This window comes from Streptomyces sp. NPDC028331, assembly GCF_055565775.1.
In genome coordinates this window covers 170044-185144 of sequence record NZ_JBVHTR010000005.1, presented here as the reverse complement: position 1 = coordinate 185144, position 15101 = coordinate 170044, and the positions used below count along the sequence as shown (strand labels likewise).

Annotated in this window: 16 protein-coding genes, 6 tRNA genes and 1 pseudogene; 14 read left to right on the top strand and 9 right to left on the bottom strand. The window is 71.5% G+C overall.

The annotated features are described in order from the left end of the window. Positions 1–121: 121 nt before the first annotated feature. A complete protein-coding gene (gene cobA / locus ACZ4SW_RS08860) occupies positions 122–1354 on the top strand; it encodes a uroporphyrinogen-III C-methyltransferase (RefSeq protein WP_468239804.1) in 1233 nt (410 codons plus the stop codon). Positions 1355–1417: 63 nt separating this feature from the next. Then, entirely contained in the window at positions 1418–2236 is an 819-nt protein-coding gene (locus tag ACZ4SW_RS08855) for a TrmH family RNA methyltransferase (protein ID WP_468239802.1), read from the top strand. A gap of 58 nt (positions 2237–2294) precedes the next feature. On the opposite strand, the gene ACZ4SW_RS08850 is transcribed toward ACZ4SW_RS08855, so the two are convergent. Then, positions 2295–3605 (bottom strand): serine/threonine-protein kinase, encoded by a 1311-nt coding sequence (locus ACZ4SW_RS08850; RefSeq protein ID WP_468239798.1) that lies wholly within the window; start codon positions 3603–3605, stop codon positions 2295–2297. A 196-nt stretch (positions 3606–3801) separates the two neighbouring features. Between ACZ4SW_RS08850 and ACZ4SW_RS08845 the strand changes: the two genes are divergently transcribed. The 4 genes and pseudogenes from ACZ4SW_RS08845 (at position 3802) to ACZ4SW_RS08830 (ending at position 6072) form a co-directional block, all read left to right on the top strand. Beyond that, the gene (locus ACZ4SW_RS08845; RefSeq protein WP_103840858.1) at positions 3802–4077 is read left to right on the top strand and encodes a hypothetical protein; all 276 of its coding nucleotides are present in this window, start codon (positions 3802–3804) and stop codon (positions 4075–4077) included. Positions 4078–4275: 198 nt separating this feature from the next. Further along, the gene (locus ACZ4SW_RS08840; protein ID WP_468239796.1) at positions 4276–4482 is read left to right on the top strand and encodes a hypothetical protein; all 207 of its coding nucleotides are present in this window, start codon (positions 4276–4278) and stop codon (positions 4480–4482) included. Positions 4483–4775: 293 nt separating this feature from the next. Beyond that, positions 4776–5695: pseudogene (locus ACZ4SW_RS08835) on the top strand (phosphotransferase family protein). Positions 5696–5781: 86 nt separating this feature from the next. After that, positions 5782–6072: a TFIIB-type zinc ribbon-containing protein gene (locus tag ACZ4SW_RS08830; RefSeq protein ID WP_468239793.1), complete on the top strand. Its 291-nt coding sequence runs from the start codon at positions 5782–5784 to the stop codon at positions 6070–6072. A gap of 45 nt (positions 6073–6117) precedes the next feature. Here ACZ4SW_RS08830 and ACZ4SW_RS08825 read toward each other — a convergent pair. From ACZ4SW_RS08825 to ACZ4SW_RS08805, 5 genes are all read right to left on the bottom strand, one after another. Next, positions 6118–6189: transfer RNA gene (locus ACZ4SW_RS08825), tRNA-Val, on the bottom strand. A gap of 34 nt (positions 6190–6223) precedes the next feature. After that, a tRNA-Val gene (locus ACZ4SW_RS08820) sits at positions 6224–6295 on the bottom strand. A gap of 19 nt (positions 6296–6314) precedes the next feature. Next, positions 6315–6386: transfer RNA gene (locus tag ACZ4SW_RS08815), tRNA-Val, on the bottom strand. 1 nt (position 6387) lies between these two features. Next, positions 6388–6461 (bottom strand) — tRNA-Cys (locus tag ACZ4SW_RS08810). Between the two features lie 38 nt (positions 6462–6499). Further along, a tRNA-Gly gene (locus ACZ4SW_RS08805) sits at positions 6500–6572 on the bottom strand. A gap of 179 nt (positions 6573–6751) precedes the next feature. On the opposite strand from ACZ4SW_RS08805, the gene ACZ4SW_RS08800 reads away from it, so the two are divergent. The 3 genes from ACZ4SW_RS08800 to ACZ4SW_RS08790 all read left to right on the top strand — a co-directional run bounded on the left by ACZ4SW_RS08800 (position 6752) and on the right by ACZ4SW_RS08790 (position 9608). Next, a complete protein-coding gene (locus ACZ4SW_RS08800; RefSeq protein WP_468239791.1) occupies positions 6752–7807 on the top strand; it encodes a chorismate-binding protein in 1056 nt (351 codons plus the stop codon). Between the two features lie 100 nt (positions 7808–7907). Next, positions 7908–8729: an aminotransferase class IV gene (locus ACZ4SW_RS08795; protein WP_468239789.1), complete on the top strand. Its 822-nt coding sequence runs from the start codon at positions 7908–7910 to the stop codon at positions 8727–8729. A 54-nt stretch (positions 8730–8783) separates the two neighbouring features. Further along, complete coding sequence (locus ACZ4SW_RS08790) at positions 8784–9608, top strand: GNAT family N-acetyltransferase (protein WP_468239786.1); 825 nt, start codon at positions 8784–8786, stop codon at positions 9606–9608. Positions 9609–9646: 38 nt separating this feature from the next. Here the strand turns inward: ACZ4SW_RS08790 and ACZ4SW_RS08785 are convergent, their stop codons facing one another. Continuing rightward, positions 9647–10171 (bottom strand): DsbA family protein, encoded by a 525-nt coding sequence (locus tag ACZ4SW_RS08785; RefSeq protein ID WP_468239783.1) that lies wholly within the window; start codon positions 10169–10171, stop codon positions 9647–9649. Positions 10172–10445: 274 nt separating this feature from the next. On the opposite strand from ACZ4SW_RS08785, the gene ACZ4SW_RS08780 reads away from it, so the two are divergent. Continuing rightward, complete coding sequence (locus ACZ4SW_RS08780) at positions 10446–10889, top strand: hypothetical protein (RefSeq protein WP_468239780.1); 444 nt, start codon at positions 10446–10448, stop codon at positions 10887–10889. Positions 10890–11066: 177 nt separating this feature from the next. Then, entirely contained in the window at positions 11067–11219 is a 153-nt protein-coding gene (locus tag ACZ4SW_RS08775; RefSeq protein WP_177198606.1) for a hypothetical protein, read from the top strand. A gap of 197 nt (positions 11220–11416) precedes the next feature. Here ACZ4SW_RS08775 and ACZ4SW_RS08770 read toward each other — a convergent pair whose 3' ends face one another. Together ACZ4SW_RS08770 and ACZ4SW_RS08765 are read right to left on the bottom strand one after the other, a co-directional pair. After that, positions 11417–11974: a CGNR zinc finger domain-containing protein gene (locus ACZ4SW_RS08770; protein WP_468239777.1), complete on the bottom strand. Its 558-nt coding sequence runs from the start codon at positions 11972–11974 to the stop codon at positions 11417–11419. 262 nt (positions 11975–12236) lie between these two features. Next, entirely contained in the window at positions 12237–12650 is a 414-nt protein-coding gene (locus ACZ4SW_RS08765; protein WP_003959770.1) for an SsgA family sporulation/cell division regulator, read from the bottom strand. Between the two features lie 190 nt (positions 12651–12840). On the opposite strand from ACZ4SW_RS08765, the gene ACZ4SW_RS08760 reads away from it, so the two are divergent. The 3 genes from ACZ4SW_RS08760 (at position 12841) to ACZ4SW_RS08750 (ending at position 15097) form a co-directional block, all read left to right on the top strand. After that, on the top strand, positions 12841–13278 hold the full coding sequence (locus ACZ4SW_RS08760; RefSeq protein ID WP_468239774.1) for a TIGR02611 family protein: 438 nt from the start codon (positions 12841–12843) through the stop codon (positions 13276–13278). A gap of 54 nt (positions 13279–13332) precedes the next feature. After that, positions 13333–13404 (top strand) — tRNA-Val (locus tag ACZ4SW_RS08755). A gap of 406 nt (positions 13405–13810) precedes the next feature. Continuing rightward, the gene (locus tag ACZ4SW_RS08750) at positions 13811–15097 is read left to right on the top strand and encodes an ABC transporter substrate-binding protein (RefSeq protein ID WP_468239771.1); all 1287 of its coding nucleotides are present in this window, start codon (positions 13811–13813) and stop codon (positions 15095–15097) included. Positions 15098–15101: the final 4 nt, after the last annotated feature.

Below are 15101 nucleotides of genomic sequence, written 5' to 3'. Positions count from 1 at the left end.
CCGCACCAGGCCCGGGGCGCCCGGCCCCGGGCTTCCTGGTGCACGTAAAATCCCCACGTCAGGGCCGCTCCAAAGCCGTAGAGGCCCCTTCCGTACCGCCTGGACGAGGAGCCGCACCTCCATGGCCGAACACCCCCCGTACCCCGTAGGGCTCCGTCTGACCGGCCGCCGTGTCGTCGTCCTCGGCGGCGGCCAGGTCGCCCAGCGCCGCCTCCCGGCGCTCATCGCGGCGGGCGCGGACATCGTCCTCGTCTCCCCGGAAGCGACCCCCTCGGTCGAAGCCATGGCGGACGCGGGCGAGATCACGTGGAAGAAGCGCCCGTACGAGGACGGCGACCTCGCGGACGCCTGGTACGCCCTGATCGCCACCAGCGACCCCGAGGCGAACTCCCGGGCCTCGGCGGAGGCCGAGACGCACCGGGTGTGGTGCGTCCGCTCCGACGACGCGGACGCGGCCACCGCGTGGACCCCCGCGACCGGCCACAGCGAGGGCGTCACCGTCGCCGTGCTCACCACCGAGGCCAGGGGCCGCGACCCCCGGCACACCGCGGCCGTCCGTGACGCCGTGGTGGAGGGCCTGCGCGACGGCACCCTGGTCGCCCCGCACCACCGCACCCGCACTCCCGGTGTGGCGCTCGTCGGCGGCGGTCCCGGCGACCCGGACCTGATCACCGTCCGCGGCCGGCGGCTGCTCGCCGAGGCCGACGTGGTCATCGCCGACCGCCTCGGCCCCCGCGACCTGCTCGCCGAACTCCCGCCGCATGTCGAGGTGATCGACGCCGCGAAGATCCCGTACGGCCGTTTCATGGCCCAGGAGGCCATCAACAACGCGCTGATCGAGCACGCCAAGCAGGGCAAGTCGGTCGTGCGGCTCAAGGGCGGCGACCCGTTCGTCTTCGGCCGCGGGATGGAGGAGGTGCAGGCGCTCGCCGAGGCGGGCATCGCGTGCACGGTCGTCCCGGGCATCTCCAGCTCGATCTCGGTTCCCGGCGCGGCCGGCATCCCCGTCACCCACCGCGGTGTCGCACACGAGTTCACGGTGGTCAGCGGGCATGTCGCCCCCGACGACGAACGCTCGCTGGTCGACTGGCCGTCCCTGGCGCGGCTGACGGGCACCCTCGTGATCCTCATGGGGGTCGACAAGATCGGGAAGATCGCCGAGACGCTCGTCGCCCACGGCAAGGCGCCCAGCACCCCCGTCGCCCTGGTGCAGGAGGGCACGACGGCCGCCCAGCGCCGGGTGGACGCGACCCTCGCGACGGTCGCGGAGACCGTACGGGAGAAGGACGTGAAGCCCCCCGCGGTCATCGTCGTCGGCGAGGTCGTGACGGTGGGGCCGCGGCCGGTCGAGTAACCCGGGGTAACACGTCCCGTTCCAGCCGTTGGCACCGCTTCCCCGACAAGGCAGTATCACCCTGTGGCCGATCTCATCACCGTTGAGGACCCCGACGACCCGCGCCTGCGCGACTACACGGGCCTGACCGACGTGGAACTGCGCCGCAAGCGCGAACCCGCCGAGGGCCTGTTCATCGCCGAGGGCGAGAAGGTCATCAGACGGGCCAAGGCGGCCGGTTACGAGATGCGTTCCATGCTGCTGTCGTCCAAGTGGGTCGACGTCATGCGGGACGTCATCGACGAGCTTCCGGCCCCGGTGTACGCGGTCGGCCCGGAACTGGCCGAGCAGGTCACCGGCTACCACGTGCACCGCGGCGCGCTCGCCTCCATGCAGCGCAAGCCGCTGCCCACGGCGGACGAACTCCTCGCCTCCGCCCGCCGGGTCGTGATCATGGAGTCGGTGAACGACCACACCAACATCGGCGCGATCTTCCGCTCGGCCGCCGCCCTGGGCATGGACGCGGTCCTGCTGTCGCCCGACTGCGCCGACCCCCTGTACCGGCGCAGCGTGAAGGTGTCCATGGGCGCGGTCTTCGCGGTGCCGTACGCGCGCCTCGACACCTGGCCCAGGGGTCTGGAGTCGGTCCGCGAGGCCGGCTTCACGCTCCTCGCGCTCACCCCCGACGAGAAGGCCAAGACGCTGGACGAGACGGCTCCGCACACGATGGACCGGGTCGCGCTGATGCTCGGTGCGGAGGGCGACGGCCTGTCCACCCAGGCGCTGGTCGCCGCGGACGAATGGGTCCGCATCCCCATGGCCCACGGCGTCGACTCCCTCAACGTGGGAGCCGCGGCCGCGGTGGCCTTCTACGCGGTGGCCACCGGCCGCCCGCAGGCCTAGCCAGGACCCCGTCCTCCCGGATCGGCCCGGTCTGCCGCCCGACGCCCGACCGCGCCGATCAGCCGTTCCGGTGGAGCTCGCTGTGGTACTGCTCGGCCAGCAGGTCGCCGGTCAAGGGCGCGTACGACCGCTCCGGTCGTACGTCCTTGCGCACACGTCCGTCGTCCATGCCGCGCGCCGGCCCCTGGCACCCCTGGGCCGCCGCGATGCCCAGCGCCACCAGCAGCGTCACCACCACGAACACGACGATCCGCTGGCGCAGCAGCCGGGGGTTGGCCGGGCGCCGCCCGGTCCCGGTGGTACGCGGCGCCGACCGCCCGGCGCCGCTGCGCGGTGCGGGACGCCCGCCGGAGCGGGTCGTGGTGCCGCGCTGCGCGGGCGTCGGACGTGACCCCGGCCGGGAGCCGTTGCTGCGCGGCGGGGGAGTGCCCGGCCCCTGCGGGCGGCGCACGGTGCGCTGCTCCGCGTACTGCTGCGCGAGACGCCCCGACGGCCGCTCGGGGTCGTCGCGCCGGTCGGACGGCCGTACGTCGCCGAGGCCCTGGGTCTCCCGGGCCGCGATCTCCTTGAGCCGGAGCGAGAGTTGGAGGGTGCTCGGCCGTTCGTCGGGGTCCTTCGCGAGACAGGCGCGAACGAGGGGAGCCAGGGCGTCCGGTACGCCGTTCAGTTTGGGCTCCTCGTGCACCACGCGGTACAGCATCACCTCGGAACTGCCGTGTCCGAAGGGGGAGTCCCCGGTCGCCGCGTACGCCAGCGTGGCGCCCAGCGCGAACACGTCCGTGGCCGGCGTGACGGCGGCCCCGCGCACCTGCTCGGGGGCGAGGAAGCCGGGCGATCCGACGGCCGTGCCGACATGGGTGAGCGTCGAGGCCCCCGTCGCCCAGGCGATGCCGAAGTCGATGATCCGCGGCCCCTTCGGGGACAGCAGGATGTTGGACGGCTTCAGGTCGCGGTGGACGACCCCGGCCTCGTGCACCGCCACGAGGCCCTCGGACAGGGCGGCCCCGACGGCGGCCACCTCCGCGGCCGTGAGGGGACCCTCCTCGGCGACCTTGTCGTGCAGCGACGGCCCGGGCACGTACTGGGTGGCGAACCACGGACGGTCCGCCTCGAGATCGGCGGCCACCAGCCGCGCCGTACATCCACCGCGAATCCGCCGTGCCGCCGAGACCTCACGGGCGAACCGCGACCGGAACTCCTGATCCTCCGCCAGATCCGGCCGGATCACCTTCAGCGCGACCCTCTGGCCCCGCTTGTCGGAGCCCAGGTAGACGACGCCCATCCCGCCCGCGCCGAGCCGCCGGTGAAGCCTGAACGAGCCGACGACACGGGGGTCCTCACGCCTCAGGCGCATCATCGCCATGTCCATCCCCGCTGCCCGGTCCGTTTGACGAGCCACAGCTTACGTTTCCGCGGCCGGGTGCGCGCAGAGGCCGCGCCCTCTCGCCCCGATCGATTGTCAGTGCGCGGTGGGAGACTTGAGAGGTGGTCAGGGCGGGTGCGGACAGGTCCGTCTCGCACCGTCCATGATCCCAAACACCCGCTGGGGAAGGGGGATTGAACCCGTGAAGGGTGATCGTGTGGAGATAGTCGTGGACGCGGGGGACACGACCCGTACGTACGAGGTGGTGGCGAGCAGGGCGGGCCGCCGGGTCGAGACGGCGGTACGCAGGGGGGTGGTGGAAGTGAGCGAAGTCACGCGTTCCGGTACGGTCGTCCGTACCGCCCGGTTCATGGCGAACCGGGTGCTGGCGCTGGTGGAGCAGCCGGTTCCGCGGGAGGACGGCTCGGAGCAGAAGGGGCACACCGGGCGTCCCCTCCGGGAAGACCCTGAGACCTAGGCCCTCGTCTCCACCCAGGGGAGTACGCCGCAGGTCATCGCTCCTCCTCCGGGAGGCCAGGCAATCGATACGAGGGCATGACGACCGGGGGCCGCGAGGTGCCTAGATTTGAGGTCAAGCGGCGGGTGCAGCACTCGTCCCCCGAGGTCAGACACCCGCCGCTGCCAACGACAACAGCACACGGTCAGGAGAGGGACCATGGCCCACACGGCACCGCGGACACTGATCCGCACGCAGGGACGCAGGGCGTACGCCGCGTTCGGCACCCGCCGCACGGGCCGTCGCCACCCGCTGGTGGCGACCGCGATGGTCCTCCCCCTGGCGGCCCTGCTCGTGTACGCCTTCGGCGGCTGGGATGCAGTGGTCACACAAGCGTCGTCCGTGGGCGTGATGCTGGGGCGCTGAGCGGCGCCCCAGGCCCGGAAGAGCGGTCCGGGCGGGGACATCCACCCATGCAACCCCGTGGGGACGGGGGTACGACGGACGGCACAAACGCCCGCGCAGCTGGGGAGCTGCGCGGGCGTTATTGTGCGCTGCTGTGCGCCTGAACCGGCGCCGCCTGCGCGGACCCGGTTCCCGCCGTCGTGGCTCCTCGAGCGACGGTCGCCGTGGTCCCGGGCGAAGGACGAGGGGGCTCCGGTGGGTGCGTACGCTCTGAGGTCAGTCCTGCACCGGTTCTGTACCGCCCTGGGAGTCCCGTGACCGTCGACCTGCCGGCCGCCCTCGGCGCCGAAGCCCGGTGTGCGGCTCATCCTCGAGGAGGAGGCTGCGGGCACCCCGACGCCGTGCTGGCCGAGCGGGACGACGGGACGGTCGTACGGCACGGTGACACGGTCGCCAAGGCGCATGCCCCGGGGACGGACCCCGGGGAGCTCTCCCTTCGCCTCGGGGTCGCCGCCGAGCTCGCCGAGGTCTTTCTGGCACCCCTCCGCTCCACACCCGCCGGCCTCCACGGCCGCCTGGTGACCTTCTGGCCGTACGGCACGCCCGTCGACCCCGACACCCCGAGGCCGCCCCCTGGGAGGCCGCCGCGACCCTGCTCGCCCGGTTGCACCGGGCGCCCGCCCCCGCCGGCATCCCCGCCATGCGCGGCCCCGCCAAGGCCGCCCGTGCCATCCAGCGCCTCCACGCCTTCGGCGCCCACCCGGCCGCCGCCGACGTCCTGCGCGCCTGGGCCACCCTCCCGGCCTGGGCCCGCGCCGAGGCGCCCATGGCCGGCGCGCGCACCCTCTGTCACGGCGACCTCCACCTCGGCCAGCTCGTACGCCACCCCGCGGACGGCGGCCCGTGGCGCCTGATCGACGTGGACGACCTGGGCCTCGGGGAACCGGCCTGGGACCTGGCCCGCCCGGCCGCCTGGTACGCCTGCGGTCTGCTCCTCCCGGACGAGTGGGCCCGCTTCCTCGCCGCCTACCGCAGGGCGGGAGGTCCGGCGGTCCCCTCCGCCGGCGACCCCTGGCCCGCCCTGGACGTTCCGGCGCGCGCCCTCACCGTGCAGACGGCGGCCCGCGCCATCGCCAAGTGCGTCGTCGCAGGCCGCGCCTTGGACGAGGTGGAACAGGCCGTCGTCGACGCCTGCGCCCGAATGGTGCCCGTTCCTCCGCAGTTGAGGAAGTGATCTCCGCCTCGGCCTGCAACCGTTCCGGCCCGCACCGAGTCCGTATCTGGCGAAGCACCACCGACCGGCGAGGAGTTGAGCGGAGCATGCAGTGTCCGAAGTGTCATGCGCCGATGCACACCTACAACCGCAACGGCGTCCAGATCGAGCAGTGCAGCGGCTGCCGCGGCATCTTCCTCGACTACGGGGAGCTGGAGGCGCTCACCCGCCTGGAGGCCCAGTGGGCACAGCCCGCCCCGCCGCCCCCGCCCGCCTACCCGTCCGCTCCCGCCTGGGGCGCCCCGCACGGCGGCCACCACGAGAGCCATCACGGAGGCCACGGCCACTACGGCCACCACCGCCACAAGAGCTTCGGCCACATGCTGTTCTCCAGCTGAGCCCACGAAGAAGCCCCCGGCCGCACGGCCGGGGGCTTCGATATGTGGACGATACTGGGATTGAACCAGTGACCTCTTCCGTGTCAGGGAAGCGCTCTCCCGCTGAGCTAATCGTCCTCGGGACCGCGATCCGAAGATCACGGGCACTGCGTGCGCGATACTGGGATTGAACCAGTGACCTCTTCCGTGTCAGGGAAGCGCTCTCCCGCTGAGCTAATCGCGCGGGGGATCCGAAGATCCAGTGGACGATACTGGGATTGAACCAGTGACCTCTTCCGTGTCAGGGAAGCGCTCTCCCGCTGAGCTAATCGTCCTTGGAGGTGGAGACGGGATTTGAACCCGTGTAGACGGCTTTGCAGGCCGTTGCCTCGCCTCTCGGCCACTCCACCAGGAGTGCAGGGGGTCGGGAGATCCCCTGGTTCCTTCGAGCGGACGACGAGGCTCGAACTCGCGACCTCAACCTTGGCAAGGTTGCGCTCTACCAACTGAGCTACGTCCGCTTGTCGTTTGCCGGTCCGCTTCCGCGTCCCGGCGACGTGTTGAACTCTAGCGGATTCCGGGGCCAGTACAAAAACGCGTTTGCGCAGCGTGCTGCCCTGCGCCTGGCCGAGGACACCGCCGGACCACCGCCAGGACACTCCCGGGCCACGCGTGGGACACCCGTCCTAGACTCGACAGCGTGCCCGACCTGCCTCCCCTCGCCCGTTTCGGCGACCGTGTCGCCACCGGTCTCCTGGATGTCACGAGTGATCCGGCCGCCCTCGACTCCCGCGGTTTCTGGGCGGTCTGCGCAGATTACGAGGGACGCCTGACCTGCGCACGCTTCGCGGACGTAGGGGAAGAGCCGGTGCCCGCGCCCGTGGCCGGGGGATGGCGGGGGCCGGGCGCCGGTGACTGGGCGTCCTCCCTCGACCGCGCCGCGTACACGGCGGGCGTGCGCCGGATCCGCGAGCACATCGCCACCGGCGAGGTCTACCAGGTGAACCTCTGCCGTGTGCTGTCGGCGCCGGTCGCCCCCGGCACCGATGTGGACGCCCTGACCGCCGTGCTGGCCCGCGGCAACCCCGCTCCGTATGCGGGAACGATCCGCCTGCCGGAGTACGGCGTGGAGATCGCCACCGCGTCCCCCGAGCTGTTCCTGCGCCGCGCCGGCCGCACCGTCGAGTCCGGCCCGATCAAGGGCACCGCACGCACCGAGGCGGAGCTGCTCGCGAAGGACTACGCGGAGAACGTGATGATCGTGGACCTGGTCCGCAACGACCTGGGCCGCGTCTGCGTCACCGGCAGCGTCACCGTCCCCGACCTGTGCGCCGTCGAGAAGCACCCCGGCCTCGTCCACCTCGTCTCCACGGTCCGCGGCGAGCTGCTCCCGGACGCCGGCTGGCCGGAACTGCTCGCCGCCGCCTTCCCGGCCGGGTCCATCACCGGCGCCCCCAAGTCGAGCGCGCTGCGGATCATCGACGCCCTGGAGACCGCGCCCCGCGGCCCCTACTGCGGCGGCATCGGCTGGGTCGACGCCGACCGGGGCGTGGGCGAGCTCGCCGTCGGCATCCGCACCTTCTGGATCGACCGGAGCGCCGAGGACGAGGCCGTGCTGCGGTTCGGCGCCGGCGCCGGCATCACCTGGGACTCCGACCCCGAGGGCGAATGGCGCGAGACCGAACTGAAGGCCGCCCGGCTGCTCGCGGTAGCGTCGGGGGAGTACCAGGACCTCGAGGACCTGGGGCCGGAATGACCCGTCATGCCCGGCACACGTCCGGGGCTCCGCGGCGCGGCCACGGACAGGTCGACGCGTCGCACCACGCTTCCGTCACGATCTTGCGAGGTAAGCACCAGTGAAGCTCTGGCTCGACGGCGCGCTGCAGGACATCGAGTCCGCCCGCGTCTCCGTCTTCGACCACGGACTGACCGTCGGCGACGGCGTCTTCGAGACCGTCAAGGCCGTCGAGGGCCGGGCATTCGCATTGACCCGCCACCTCGACCGGCTCACCCGATCCGCCCGCGGTCTCGGCCTTCCCGACCCGGACCTCGACGAGGTCCGCCGCGCCTGCGCCGCCGTCCTCGAGGCCAACCCGATGCCGCTCGGCCGCCTGCGCATCACCTACACAGGCGGCCACGGCCCGCTCGGCTCCGACCGTGGCGACCGGGGCACCACCCTCGTCGTCGCCCTCGGCGCCACCACCCGGCGCCCCGACTCCACCGCCGTGATCACGGTGCCGTGGACCCGTAACGAACACGGCGCGCTGACCGGCCTCAAGACCACCTCGTACGCCGAGAACGTCGTCGCGCTCGCCCGGGCGACCGGGCAGGGCGCGACCGAGGCCCTGTTCGGCAACACCGCCGGGCGGCTCTGCGAGGGCACGGGATCGAACGTCTTCGTCGTCCTCGACGGGGAGATCCACACCCCGCCGCTCGCCTCCGGCTGTCTCGCGGGCATCACCCGCGCCCTCACCGTGGAGTGGACCGGCGCCAAGGAGACCGATCTGCCGCTGGACGTCCTCGAGCACGCGGACGAGATCTTCCTCACGTCCACACTGCGGGACGTGCAGGCCGTGCACCGGGTCGACGGCCGGGAACTCGCGGGGGCGCCGGGCCCGGTGACCGCCAAGGCCATGCGGATCTTCGAGGAGCGGTCCGGGAACGACCTGGATCCGTGAGCCCCGGAAGAAAGCGGGCTGACGCGGGTCGCCGTCGCGGGTAGAACACCCGTGATGACCACGACCCTGCGGCCGACCGAGCCGCTCCAGCACCACGCCGACGGTACGCGTTCACGTCGCTACCAGGTGTGCGTGAACAGCCGTCCCGTCGGTGCGATACACCTCGGCACCTCCCCGTCCTTGGGCGAGTCGGTGGCCCGCATCGTCGACCTGCGCATCGAGGAGTCCGACCGCCGCCGCGGCCGCGGCACCGTGGCCGCGCTCGCCGCGGAGGAGGTGGCGCGGGGCTGGGGCTGCCGGCAGATCGAGGCAGTGATCCCCGCCGACGCGCGGGTGGCACTGCGGCTCACCGAGGCGCTCGGTTACGTCCTGCGCAACCGCGGCATGGAGAAGCAACTCGGCGACACCCCGCCCCCGCTGCCCGCGGGCAGCCACGCACGCCCCATGACACAGGCGGAGTTCGCGGCCTGGCAGGAGCACCAGGAGGAGGACTACGCCCGCACGTGGATCGAGCGGGGCGTACCCCAGGCCGCGGCGTACGCCAAGGCGCGACGCGACCACGAGCAGCTCCTGCCGCAGGGCATGCGCACCGGGGGCATGACGTTCAGCGTGCTGGAGCACGAGGGCACGCGCGTGGGCACCCTGTGGCTGGGGGCGCGCGAGGACAAGGCGTTCGTCTTCGACGTGGAGGCCGACGCGGCCCACCGCGGGCGGGGACACGGCCGTGCGCTCATGCTCCTGGCGGAGGCACAGGCGCTCACCGCCGGCCGGCGGGTCCTCGGACTGAACGTGTTCGCGGGCAACGCCCCGGCCGAGCGCCTCTACGAGTCGCTCGGCTACCGGACGACGCAGTACTCCCTGTACAAACCCCTGCTGTAGGAGCCGGGTACAAACCCCTGCTGTAGGAGCCGGCCGGATCAGGCGCCCTGCTCGGCCAGCAGCCGGTCCGCGATCTCCTCGATCCGCTCACGCAGTCCCTCCTGGCTCTTGCCGCCGTCGAGGCGCTCACCGCCGATCACATACGTCGGGGTGCCGGTCACGCCGATCGCCTTGCCCTCGGCCTGGTCGGCGTCGACGATCAGGATGTGCCGGCCGTCGATCAGCGCGGTGTCGAACTCCTCGGCGTCCAGCCCGAGTTCGCGGGCCACCTCGATGAGGAACGCCTCTCCCTCGCGGTCCAGCTCCTCGACCCGGCCGAGCACGGCCTCGACGTACGGCCAGCCCCGCCCCTGCGCCAGCGCCTCCTCGGCGGCCTGCGCCGCGGCGAAGGCGTGCCGGTGCTTCTCCAGCGGGAAGTGCCGCAGCCGCAGCTCCAGCCGGTCGCCGTAGCGGTCGCGCAGCGCGCGCAGGTCATCGAGAGCGGTACGGCAGTCGGGGCACTGGAGCTCGCACCAGACGTCCAGGACGGGAGCGGCGGTGCGGGCGGCGGAGGAGTCACTCATGGTCACAGTGTTCCAGTACCTGTGACGGCCCCCAAAAAAGGGATCTTCGCACCCGTGGGTGGAGGTGCGCCGGGTCCGGTGAGGTCCGGGGTGGAGGAGGGCCCGCGCCCTGAGGAGGAGCCAACCCCGAGAAGTCCCGGAGATGTCCCTGAGGTGTGGCCGGACCGTGGCCCGCGAGGCGGGGGGAGGTGCAGGATGGAAGGGACGAACCACCCCGCCCGACCCGACCCCGCCCCCCGATCTCCGCCCGACCGATCTCCGTCTGGAGGACCGGATGATTGCCGAGACAGTGTGTTCCGCCGCCTCCGTGGCCGGCCTCGGCATCGCCGCGGTCACGGCCTTCCGCAAGCGCTTTCTCGCGGCGGCCCGTATCGCCGCGTACGCGCTGGTGCCCATCGGCCTGGTGATGACGGGAGTGGTGGGCTGGCTGGCCCGCACCGCGTTCAGCCCCACGGCATGGGCGGGCTTCGGCGTGCTCGGTGTCGCCTGGCTGCTGTTCGCGACCACCCGGGCCGTGGAACGCAGGCGCGGCGGCTCCCGCAAGGAACGCAGGGCGGCACGCGCAGCGCAGCGGCAGGCGGTGGCTCCCTCCTCCTCCGCCCCGGCCCTGGGCACCGGCGGCCCTCCGGCGGTCCGTCCCACGGCCGAGCCCAAGGCGGCCGGCCCCGCGGACGACTTCAGCGACATCGAGGCCATCCTCAAGAAGCACGGCATATGACACCCGGAGCGGGCCGGCCGGAATCGAACCGAGCGGTCGGGTCACGGCTCCGTGACGATCAAGGGTGAGCACGCCTAGATCATCTTCGTTCCCCACTTCGCGCAATCGGCGAACACATCGTCATCCCGTGCGTGTTGATCGCGTGGCGCGTGAGGGCTGCGCCATCATCACCGCGAGATGCTGGACAGAACCCAGAGCGACACCGCCGCTCCTCCGGAGGAGCGGCGGGGTTGTCTCTTCGCGCTTTCCCAGCCACCGCTGATGATCTTCCTTGCGGTGATCGGCTGTCTGCTGCTCATGGCATCGCTGCACGATCTGCTGCTGCTCTGAGCCGTATGCGGAGCCCCTGGCGCCACCCGCCGCGGGCTCCGTCAGCCCACCGGGTCGGCGACGAAGGGGGCACCCAGCCGGTTACCGAGCGTGAGAACGTGCGCGCTCCGGTGCCCGTTGCTCCGGCCTCTCGACGGACTCGGCCCTTCGCGGCCGGTCGTGCCCGCCCGCGCCCGCGGGACCGCGAAGGCCCTCCCTCAGCCGGCCGCCTCCTTGCGACGCGCCCGGTACGCGGCCACGTGGAGGCGGTTCCCGCAGGTCCGGCTGTCGCAGTAGCGCCGGGAGCGGTTGCGGGAGAGGTCCACGAACGCGCGTCGACAGTCGGGCGCCTCGCAGCGGCGCAGCCGTTCCTGCTCCCCGGCCACCACGAAGAACGCCAGTGCCATCCCGCAGTCCGCGGCGATGTGGTCGGCGAGGGAGGCGCCGGGGGCGAAGTAGTGCACATGCCAGTCGTAGCCGTCGTGGTCGGTCAGCCGGGGCGTCGTCCCCGCCGCCGCGACCAGCTCGTTGATGAGGCCCGCCGCGGTCCGTGGGTCCTCGGCCGCGAAGACCGCGGCGAACCGCCCGCGGATCTTGCGCACCGCCGACAGGTCGAACTCCGACAGGACGCCGAGCTCGCTCACCGCGTGGCTGCGCGCGAAGCCGTCGAGGGCGGCGACATCCGGGAGCCCTTCAGGCTCGTCGCCCTCCGGAGCGGTGTTCACCAGATCCACCACGAGATCGAGCGCGCACCGGGTGTCATGGGTGATCAGCACGTGTCGCTCCCTGGCCTGGGGGGTCGGGCGGACGCCCGCCGATGCTGGCCGAGCCTAGCGGTTTCCGCCACTGGGGGACCGCTGAAGGGTCGCCCCCCGGACATATGACCGTACGGAGTCATGGTGTCACGGTGCGTGGACACGCTCGAGCGTCGTCGCCGCGAGGGCTCGCGACGACGACGCCCGGGTGTGCCGTATGCGGTTGTCCTGGCCCGAGCCGTCTCCCCGAGTTGGACGGCGCCGGGTGCGTGGCTGTCGTGCGCTAGCTCTCGGCCAGGATGTGGGAGAGCTCCGTGTCGAGATCGAAGTGGCGGTGCTCCGTGCCGGGCGGCACGGCCGCATCGGTCCGCTTCAGGAACGACTCCAGGGCCCGCGCCGGGGCCTCGAGCAGGGCCTCGCCCTCCGGAGAGCTCAGGGCGATGCAGACGACGCCCTGACCGTGGCTGCGGGACGGCCAGACGCGGACGTCCCCGGTCCCAGTGGGCCGGTGCAGGCCCTCCGCGAGGAGGTCGCGGGCGAACACCCACTCGACGGTCTCCTCGGCTCCGGTGTGGAAGGTGGCGTGCACGGCGTAGGGATCGGCCGTGTCATACCGCAGTCCCGCGGGTACAGGCAGTGAGGACTCGCTCGACACAACGAGGCGCAGGTGCAGCTCGCAGCTGACCGTGGTGTTCATAAGCGCCAGGGCCTTTCGCTCAGTGTGCGCTCGGGGATTCGCACGTCGGCGAAATCGACATGCCACCTACGGTGCCGTTGTAAACCCCTCTGAGTGTTTTGCCTGTCTTTACGTAGCTCATCCGGCCGAGACACCGTTCGTGCGATGCGGCCATTCCGGTGACTGGTTTCTCTCGGGTAGGTTTGGCTGTATGAATACGGGGAGTGACGACCGGAGCGAGACCGGGGCGACCGCCGACGGGCCGAAGGCCGAGCGGCCGCTCGGATCCCGGGCGCCGGAATTCGTCAAGGCCCGGCGGGTGCTGCACCTGAGCTGGCAGGTGGGCGTTTTCGTGATCGGTCTCGCGGTCGTCGGGGCCGGCGTGCTCATGCTTCCGCTGCCGGGTCCGGGCTGGCTGGTGATCTTCGCCGGCATGGCGATCTGGGCGACCGAGTTCGTCTGGGCCCAGTTGGTACTGCGCTGGACGAAACGGAAGGTCACCGAGGCGACGCGGCGTGCGCTCGACCCCAGGGTGCGGCGCCGCAACCTCCTCCTGACGACGGCCGGCGTGGCGATCGTGGCCGCGCTGGTCGGCGTTTACCTGTGGAAGGTCGGCCTCGTGATGCCCTGGAACATCCGGGAGGAGTGATCGGCCGGTGGTCGGAGGCATCCCCTGACATGGGGTAATGTTCTTTCTGCGCCCGGGCGATTAGCTCAGCGGGAGAGCGCTTCGTTCACACCGAAGAGGTCACTGGTTCGATCCCAGTATCGCCCACAAGATCGATGGCGGCGGGGCTCAGCAGACGATGAGCCCCGCCGCCGTCGTCGTATGCCCGCCGTCTGCGGTCCCGGTGGTGACCGGCACTCTTCGCATCCGCCCCCGACGGGGCACTGCCCGGGCGGAGCCGGGCGTCGTGCCGCCGTCGCCACGGCCGAATCCGGCCTCCGGCTCCCGGCCGCCGTGTCGGCAGGCCCCTGGAGGGCCGCCCCTCGCGACCTGCGCGGTTCTCGTTCCCGCTCCGAACTCCTCCCACTTCGGCGCCCTGTTGCCGGGCAAGCGACTCTCACCAATTCCTGTCCGAATCATTGACGAGCCCGGAGGGCCTCCGTACCTTGTGCCAGCAAGCGCTTACTTGAAACGATTCACGAGCGGCGGCGTTGCTGCGGGGAGGGGCCCGACTGTGGGAACCGGGAATGTTGAAAGGCGCACGATCCTGAAGGTGGCGGGGGCCTCGCTGGCCACCGTCGGGCTGGCGGCGACGACGGGCTGCGGTGGCGACGGCGGCACCTCCGCGGACGGGACCGTGACGATCCGTTACTCGTGGTGGGGTGCCGACGAGCGGGCGAAGAAGATCAACGCGACCATCAAGCTCTTCGAGAAGAAGTATCCGAAGATCAAGGTGAAAACGGACTTCCAGGACTACCAGTCCTTCTGGGAGAAGTTCCAGACGCAGGCGTCCGGCGGAAATCCCCCGGACGTATTCCAGAACGCCGTCACCTTTCTTCGGAAGTACGACAAGAGAGGCGTTCTGCTCGACCTCAAGTCACAGATCGACGCGGGCAACATCAGCCTGGGCAACTTCCGGGCCGATGTCACGAAGGTCGGTGAGGTCGACGGCAAGCAGCTCGGCATTCCCGTCGGCTCCAACACCATGGCGCTCGTCGTCGACAAGAAGGTCTTCCAGAAGGCCGGCGTCGAGCCGGCGGAGGGCTGGACCTGGGACGAGTACTTCAAGGCCCTGAAGACCGTCCACGACAGGACGAAGGTCCCCGGGGACACGGGCTACTTCAGCATCATGTACCTGTACGACCTCTACCTCCGCCAGAACGGCAAGGCGTTCTACACCAAGGACGGACTCGGTTTCGACAAGACCGATCTGACGGAGTGGTGGCAGGACGGATACAACCGCGTGAAGGCCGGGATCGTCACCGACCCGAAGATCGTCGCCCAGGACCGGCCCAAGTCCTCGCTCTCGGCCGGGCACGGGGCGTCCGAATTCACCTGGGACAACTTCACGGTCCGTTACACCGCCGAGGGCGACAGCACCTACGGTCTCGCGCCGATCCCCACCATGGACGGCAAGCACACCGGCCAGTACCTCGCCTCCCTGATGCTGAGCGCCTCCGCGCGGACCTCGCACCCGAAGGAAGTCGCCCAGTTCATCGACTTCATGGTCCACGACCCCGAGGTCGGCAAGATCATGGGCTACGACCGCGGCATCCTCGCCAGCACCGAGCAGTACGAGGCCTTCAAGCCCACCGACGCGGTCAACAAGGAGATCGCCCGGTACGAGGACGACACCGCCAAGGCCGGTGTCCTCGGCACGATCACCCCGCACCCCTCCGGCGCCGACACCATCGAGGCCGCCTTCCTGCGCATCGGTGGCGACCTGGGCCTGGGCAAGGTCAAGGTCTCCGACGCGGTGAAGCAGTTCTTCGACGAGTCGCAGGCCGCGTTCCAGGCCTGACCGG